The 6,374-nt window shown below is 47.2% G+C and carries 8 protein-coding genes; 6 read left to right on the forward strand and 2 right to left on the reverse strand.

Going from position 1 to position 6,374, the window contains the following annotated elements; translation table 11 throughout:
• Positions 1–9 precede the first annotated feature (9 nt).
• From FTU54_RS10140 to FTU54_RS10150, 3 genes are all read left to right on the forward strand, one after another.
• Positions 10–540 carry a YaeQ family protein gene (locus FTU54_RS10140; RefSeq protein ID WP_016659315.1) on the forward strand — a complete coding sequence of 177 codons (531 nt, stop codon included), beginning with the start codon at positions 10–12 and terminating at the stop codon, positions 538–540.
• 125 nt (positions 541–665) lie between these two features.
• The gene (locus tag FTU54_RS10145; RefSeq protein ID WP_005179461.1) at positions 666–1,007 is read left to right on the forward strand and encodes an FKBP-type peptidyl-prolyl cis-trans isomerase; all 342 of its coding nucleotides are present in this window, start codon (positions 666–668) and stop codon (positions 1,005–1,007) included.
• A gap of 117 nt (positions 1,008–1,124) precedes the next feature.
• Positions 1,125–3,005, forward strand: a complete 1,881-nt coding sequence (locus tag FTU54_RS10150) for a diguanylate cyclase (protein WP_180074711.1) — start codon at positions 1,125–1,127, stop codon at positions 3,003–3,005.
• A gap of 17 nt (positions 3,006–3,022) precedes the next feature.
• On the opposite strand, the gene FTU54_RS10155 is transcribed toward FTU54_RS10150, so the two are convergent.
• A complete protein-coding gene (locus FTU54_RS10155) occupies positions 3,023–3,421 on the reverse strand; it encodes a GNAT family N-acetyltransferase (RefSeq protein WP_228148571.1) in 399 nt (132 codons plus the stop codon).
• Positions 3,422–3,778: 357 nt separating this feature from the next.
• On the opposite strand from FTU54_RS10155, the gene FTU54_RS10160 reads away from it, so the two are divergent.
• On the forward strand, positions 3,779–4,246 hold the full coding sequence (locus FTU54_RS10160) for a hypothetical protein (protein WP_168384293.1): 468 nt from the start codon (positions 3,779–3,781) through the stop codon (positions 4,244–4,246).
• Here the strand turns inward: FTU54_RS10160 and FTU54_RS10165 are convergent, their stop codons facing one another.
• Positions 4,247–5,167: an alpha/beta fold hydrolase gene (locus FTU54_RS10165; protein WP_180074712.1), complete on the reverse strand. Its 921-nt coding sequence runs from the start codon at positions 5,165–5,167 to the stop codon at positions 4,247–4,249.
• Between the two features lie 141 nt (positions 5,168–5,308).
• On the opposite strand from FTU54_RS10165, the gene FTU54_RS10170 reads away from it, so the two are divergent.
• Entirely contained in the window at positions 5,309–5,605 is a 297-nt protein-coding gene (locus tag FTU54_RS10170) for a hypothetical protein (protein WP_152342472.1), read from the forward strand.
• Positions 5,606–5,711: 106 nt separating this feature from the next.
• A complete protein-coding gene (locus tag FTU54_RS10175; RefSeq protein WP_045796258.1) occupies positions 5,712–6,209 on the forward strand; it encodes a DUF2505 family protein in 498 nt (165 codons plus the stop codon).
• The last annotated feature ends 165 nt before the right edge of the window (positions 6,210–6,374 follow it).

The following is a 6,374-nucleotide window of genomic DNA, read 5'->3' on the forward strand; positions in this document are numbered from 1 at the left end:
ATCACGTGTATGGCGCTTAAAGCAACAATTTATAAAGCAGATTTAAATATTGCCAATATGGATGTGCATCAATATGGTGACTATCAGCTCACCATGGCCTTGCATCCGTCTGAAACCATCGAGCGCCTGATGGTGCGTATTCTGGCATTTGCCCGCTACGCCGATGAGGCACTGGAATTCACCAAAGACCTGTTTGAAACCGATGAGCCGGCGCTGTGGCAAAAAGATCTCACAGGTCAGCTAATAAACTGGATTGAAGTCGGCTGCCCGGATGAAGACAAGGTCAAAAAAGCCAGCGCCCGTTGCCAACAGGTGGCGGTGGTGGCCTATGGCAGCAATGTCGATGACTGGTATAAACGCTCCAGCAAGCTGAAAACCCTGAAAAATGTTCAGGTCTGGAAACTGTCTACCGCCACCACCGAAGCAATTCAGCAACTGTGTGAACGTACCATGCAGCTACAGTTAAATGTGATGGATGGCGAATGGACCTTAATTGGCGATCAGGCCCAGGCTGTGATTGAATGGGAACAGTTGCAGTAAGCCATCCGGTTGCTGCAGTGGTGTCAGGTCGATAAACGGCTGCAATTTAGCGGCCTAAATTATGCAGCTGTCATCAATTCCTTTTATACTCATGCACAATTGATTTGGTTGAAGAGAGCAGGCGCATGTCAAAAGAATTAGAAATTATTGATTTAAAAGTGGGTGAGGGCAAAGAAGCGGTCAAAGGCGCTTTAATTACCACCCACTATACCGGCTGGCTGGAAGATGGCACCAAGTTCGATTCTTCTATTGACCGCGGTAACTATTTTGAAACCGTGATCGGCACCGGCCGTGTGATTAAAGGTTGGGATCAGGGCATTCTCGGGATGAAAGTTGGCGGTAAGCGCAAGCTGATCGTGCCATCTCATCTGGCATATGGCGAGCGTAAAATTGGCAATATTATTCCGGCCAATTCCAACCTGATTTTTGAAATTGAATTATTTGACGTGAAAACGCGCGACGAATAAGCCTTCCACATTCCCTGACCAGAGAACAGGATGTCTCTGGTCGGCTTGTGTAAAAATAGTGCAAAAAGTAACTTGAAAGCCCTTCAATACACAGTACATTAAAATCATTCCTTTCCAATGTCTGCAGGGATTATCATTTTATTGGAACAGCGCGCGTACTTTCGGATTTCTCTCCTGTTGATGGCCTGGCTGTGTCTGTGTGCACTCAGCCTTGCTTCGGCACGAGCACATTATGATTCCTCACCAGACTCCTATTATCAGCAGCAGCTGATTACGACCCTGCAGTTTGGTGAACGTTCCAGTACCAATTTGGATGGCCCATGGCTGTTTTACAATCAGCAGTTTATTCAACAGCCCAGTGCAGTACTGACTGCAGAACGGGTACATCTACCGGCTTCTTTTCAGCAACTGACCGGCCAAATGGAAGGCTATGGCACATTTATTGGGCATTTTCAGCTGCCAAAAGAATTTGTCGGTCGCCGCATTGCGATCTGGATGCCCAGCCAGCAAGGTGCCTACCGGGTGTATTTAAATGGTGAGCCGCTGGCACGTGTGGGGGAAGCCGGTCCTGATGCTGCCCGCCATGAAAACGGTAATGGTCATCGGCTTGCCCATTTTATTGCCGACAGTGAATATTTTACCCTGGCGATTCAGGCCTCCAGTTTCCAGAACTTCAGGGGCGGGCTGGAACATTCAATAAAAATCGGACTCAGCCGTACCATAAACTATCAATACCAGCGCTTGATGATGAGCGTGGCCATGATCAGCGGCGGGGTACTCGGGATTGGGCTGTTTACCCTGGTCTTTTCCTTTTTCCGTGGGGTGATGTCGCCGAATGCACAAAGTATGTTTGTATTTGGCATTTTTATTGTGTTTCTGGCGCTGCACAACCTGTTCGCAGCCCCGTATGCCTATACTGCTTTTACCGATATCAACTGGATTTGGGGATTGCGGCTGCAATATCTGTTCAGTTTTCTGGCCATTTTATTTTTCTTGAGCTATATGTTCCTGTTTAACCAGCGTTATTTGCATCGCTGGGTATATTGTGCTGCGCTGCTGCTTATTGCCATTAATCTGGTCGCTGCATTGTGGGCACCGCCGATGGTGCTGGAACAGCTGGCGTTATGGAGTTCTTTATTCAGTCTGCTGGTGCTAGTCAATTTTATCTACGGTTTTGCCGAAACTTTGCGGCAGAAATTGAGCTATTCCAAATTAACCGTATGTGCTGTATTGCTGCTGTTTGGCAGCTTTATTCATGATCTGCTGCTGGCCTTAAACCTGATTGAATCAATTCCTTTATCGTTTATTTCTACCAGTCTGTATGCCTTGCTGATTATGCTGCAGCAGGCACGTAACTATGCGCGTGATACGGCCTATATTGAAAAACTGAATAACCGTTTGCTGAGCCTGAATAATTCGCTGGATGTTAAAGTCAAGGAACGTACCGCCCAGTTAAGCCAGTTAAATGCCAAGCTGGAATTGCAGGTAAAAATTGATGCGCTGACTGGCGCCTATAACCGCCGTGCCTTGAATGATGAAATCCTGCTACGTTTTGAGCAGACCTGTCAGCAGCCTGAACATACCCTGGCGTTTGTGATGCTGGATGTCGATTATTTTAAAAAATATAACGACCATTATGGCCACTTAAAAGGAGATCTGGTTTTGCAGCAGCTGGTGCTGATCTTAAATCGTGCCTTGCCTGAAAATGCCTATGTGGCACGTTATGGCGGTGAAGAATTTGCCTTGATACTGCACAATGTCCCGATTGCCTTATTAGAGCCGATGATGGCACAGGTATTACAGGCGGTTCGTGCCGAGCAAATGCAGCACATTGCCCGTCAGGATACGAAAGACTATGTTACGGTCAGTATGGGCGTGGCCTGGATGACCGGCAAGCAGCCCTATGCCAGTGTACTGGAATTTATGAAAGCAGCCGATCAGCAGCTGTATCTGGCCAAAGAAGCCGGCCGGGATCAGTGCAGAATTGCCGGGCACTAAGCCAGAGAAAAAAATCTTTAGTCCAGATATTTGACCAGGGGAATATGTAAAACAGGTTCAATTGCCTGTGGTTGAATCTGAAAGCCATATTTTTGATAAAAGGGCAGCGCCGTGCGGGTGCTGGCCAGCACAATCCGTTTCATCTGGCGTTGCTGATAATAATGCAGCACTTCATTGAGCAGCAGTTTGCCAATGCCGCGCTGCTGGACATCGGGTGCGACATAATTCATTAAAACTTCACCCTGATCGCTGGCCAGAATAAAACCGACCACCTGATGCTGAAGCTCATACACCCAGCAGTTGTTATAGTGCATCAGTAACAGCAGATTTTCCTGATTTTTATTTTCGAGCAGGCGTTGAATCTTGATTTCACGATGTTGATGATCGAGGCTACAGGATCGGATACTGTCGTGCAAAACGCGAATAAGGCTCGGGACATCTTGAATTCGAGCGGATCTAATCATTGTGTTGGTAAAGGCATAAACAAGCACCTATTTGAATGTAAATAAACCTTCAACAAAATGACAATCTTGTTGTGATTTACGCAGTTTTTTAGGCGTTGTGAGAATTTTTTATTGGGGGATTGATACTGTTTTGTGTCAAAATGAATAAAAAGACAGCAGTTTGGCAGCGCAGATGCGATTAGGTCATCTTTAGGAGCGCATGGAATCATCCTCATCGTCAGGCATGATCCATCTGTAAGAGCGCTGAGATAAGAGACACGAGACCAAACGTTGGGAAATGAGAACCGAACCATTGAGGTAAGCGGGCTTATGGCAAAAATACTGGCAATCCTGCTGATTTTTCTGGCCTTTTATGCGCTGTGGAAAGTCATGATCAAAATCAGAATTAACCGTGCCTTTCAGAAACATCAGGCCGCCTATTGCAATATGGTACAAGGCCCGATTAGCCAGAAATGCCCGCGACCGGTTGAAGAGGTGATTGAAGAAGTCGCTGCCTATGAACAGCAACTGTTTGATGATGTGGCGGATATCTTTATGCAGGACGCATTAGTTGTACAGCATAAAGAGGATGGCTCAATGCTGCAGGAACAGGTATTGCGTAAAATGCCGGCCAAAACCCAGACCCGGATTGCAGATACCGATCTGGGCGAATGGGCCATTTACTGGACCTTCTATGAGCAGTCGCTGGAATACTATGTGAGCCAGTACGGTATTTTTATCACCCATGTGGATCGGGAGGGCCGTGAAACCCAGCAGCGCCTGTCTTTACCGTCCTGATTACTTTGAAATGCTCACTTCGGTGTTTGCATCGGATGGCAGATATAGGTCAAACGTGGCCGCCACCTGATCCCAGATTTGTTCTGCGCCTTGGCGGAAATAGCCCATATGTCCAATCTGGCTTAAGCCAAACTGCTGCGGACTCAGGTTGATCATTTTCACTGAGGCATTGCAATAATGCTGCATAAAGGCATACCGGGAATTGGGTAAGGCCCAGTCATCATCCAGTGAAGAAGCGGCATAAATTGGGGTTTTGACCTGTGCATAACATTCAAACAGCGCCTGTTGTGCTGGGTCACCAAAAAAGTAAGTCGGATTTTTACACCATTTACGCCATTCCTGATATACGCCCAGCGGCAGGTCTGCGCCCATGTTCAGCTTGCTCCACGGCAAATAACCGGCCAGGGCCACCATTGGCGGGAAAATCAGGTTCCAGACAAATTGCACTTTAATTTTTTCTTTTAGTGGCATATAGCCATGCCAGCCGGCGCCGGTACCAAAACAGTACAGTGCCGTGACCTGCGCATGATTCGGTGCCAATCCCAGCGCTTGTCCGCCATAGGAATGACCGACCATAAATAGCGGCATCTGGTCACGTTTAAAATAGGCAATCGCACCAGCCAAATCCAGTTTGCCCCAATCCAGATAGGACATCTGAAAGCCTTTCAGCCGTTTAGGTGCCGATTTGGCCACACCGCGATAATCAAAACACAGCACCTGATATTGATATTGGCTCATGTACTCGGCAAAGCGGCGATAAAAGGCTTGCGGCACACCGGTTGCACAGGCCACCAGCAGCTGCGCCTTAACTTGTGGCGGGGTATAACAGGTGCCGGTCAGCAGATAACCATCGCTGGCCGGGAAAGTAACGCTGCGGATCTCAAGCGGCGATGTGTGAATTGCAGAAGCAGTGGTGTTCATCCTGAACTCGTATATTTTTAGACTGGCTCTAGTTTGAATGTTGCAGAGGGGCAGTGTCAAAACTGGCGCGTTCATCGGCCAGAAGGTTTAAAATAAACAGCGATAGAAATAAACAGCAATAAAAGCAGGATGAGATAAGCCATGCTGATTGATTTTCGCCAGCAGCAACAGGCCAGGTTTGAACAGGTGGCACAGCGTCTGCAACAGGCCGCTGCCGAGGGCCTGCATTTTGATTCAGTTGCTGATTTTTATCAGTCGGGCTGGCTTGAGCAGTTTCCGGCCGGCATTCGCTGGTCGGTGACCGGACTGGATGATGGTGCTGAACAGTTTTATGCCCGGATTGATTATCTGGACTGTTTTGTCCGGATTGATGCCGGTGAGATGCTGCGGATTGAATATGGCCGACACCAGAACAATCCGACCACATTCAGCCAATGACAGCGCGTGCAGAATTCTTTTAAATAAACAGGCGATGAACCGGCTGCAACAGCAGGTTCCCCACCAAGAACAAGACCGAAGAAAAAGACAAAATCAGGGATCAACTATGGCGCATCAATTTACTGTCAATGCCACCATTCAGGGTGTTTCATTGAGCGAATTCAAACAGCTGGCTGCAAATACCGCATTACATGAAAATGTGTGCAAACGCATTCCGGGGGAAAATCTGGAGATTCTGGAATCGCAGATCAATGGTGATATTTACACCTTGCGCCGTGCCTATAACCTGGATGTGAATATTCCAGACATCGCCAAAAAACTGCTAAAAGATGCTTTTCGTTTAAAGCGCACCGATGTCACTAATCTGAGTGCATTGACCTCGACCATTGATTTAGGTGCGAACTTACCCTTAGAGGCCCGCTGCGCACGTTCGGTGACGGGCAATGATCAGCAGGTTCAGATCCAGCTGAACTGGACAGTAAAAGTAAAAGTGCCATTAATTGGCGGGATGCTGGAAAAACATGCAGAAGGTGAAATTCGCCGCTTTAGCGAAGTAGAGATTAATATTGTTGAAGATGAACTCAAGAAGAATTTAAAAAGCTAAAACCAGAATATCTCTGGATAAAAGCCCGGATGAAGCCGTAATGCCAGTCAGTTAAGAGATTGACTGGCTTTTTCTTGGGTATTTTTGAGGTTTTCCTTTTACAACCCTTGGATAACTCCTCACTCTTCTCTCAGGTATAACATACCGATTAGATTTCTCCATTAA

The organism is Acinetobacter sp. YH12116 (assembly GCF_013418895.1).
GTDB lineage: Bacteria > Pseudomonadota > Gammaproteobacteria > Pseudomonadales > Moraxellaceae > Acinetobacter > Acinetobacter indicus.

What these genes read in the sequence shown, in the direction of transcription:
- FTU54_RS10140 (WP_016659315.1), top strand. Translation starts at nt 10, where the DNA reads ATGGCGCTTAAAGCAACAATTTATAAAGCAGATTTAAATATTGCCAAT.
- FTU54_RS10145 (WP_005179461.1), top strand. Translation starts at nt 666, where the DNA reads ATGTCAAAAGAATTAGAAATTATTGATTTAAAAGTGGGTGAGGGCAAA.
- FTU54_RS10150 (WP_180074711.1), top strand. Translation starts at nt 1,125, where the DNA reads ATGTCTGCAGGGATTATCATTTTATTGGAACAGCGCGCGTACTTTCGG.
- FTU54_RS10160 (WP_168384293.1), top strand. Translation starts at nt 3,779, where the DNA reads ATGGCAAAAATACTGGCAATCCTGCTGATTTTTCTGGCCTTTTATGCG.
- FTU54_RS10165 (WP_180074712.1), bottom strand. Translation starts at nt 5,167, where the DNA reads ATGAACACCACTGCTTCTGCAATTCACACATCGCCGCTTGAGATCCGC.
- FTU54_RS10170 (WP_152342472.1), top strand. Translation starts at nt 5,309, where the DNA reads ATGCTGATTGATTTTCGCCAGCAGCAACAGGCCAGGTTTGAACAGGTG.
- FTU54_RS10175 (WP_045796258.1), top strand. Translation starts at nt 5,712, where the DNA reads ATGGCGCATCAATTTACTGTCAATGCCACCATTCAGGGTGTTTCATTG.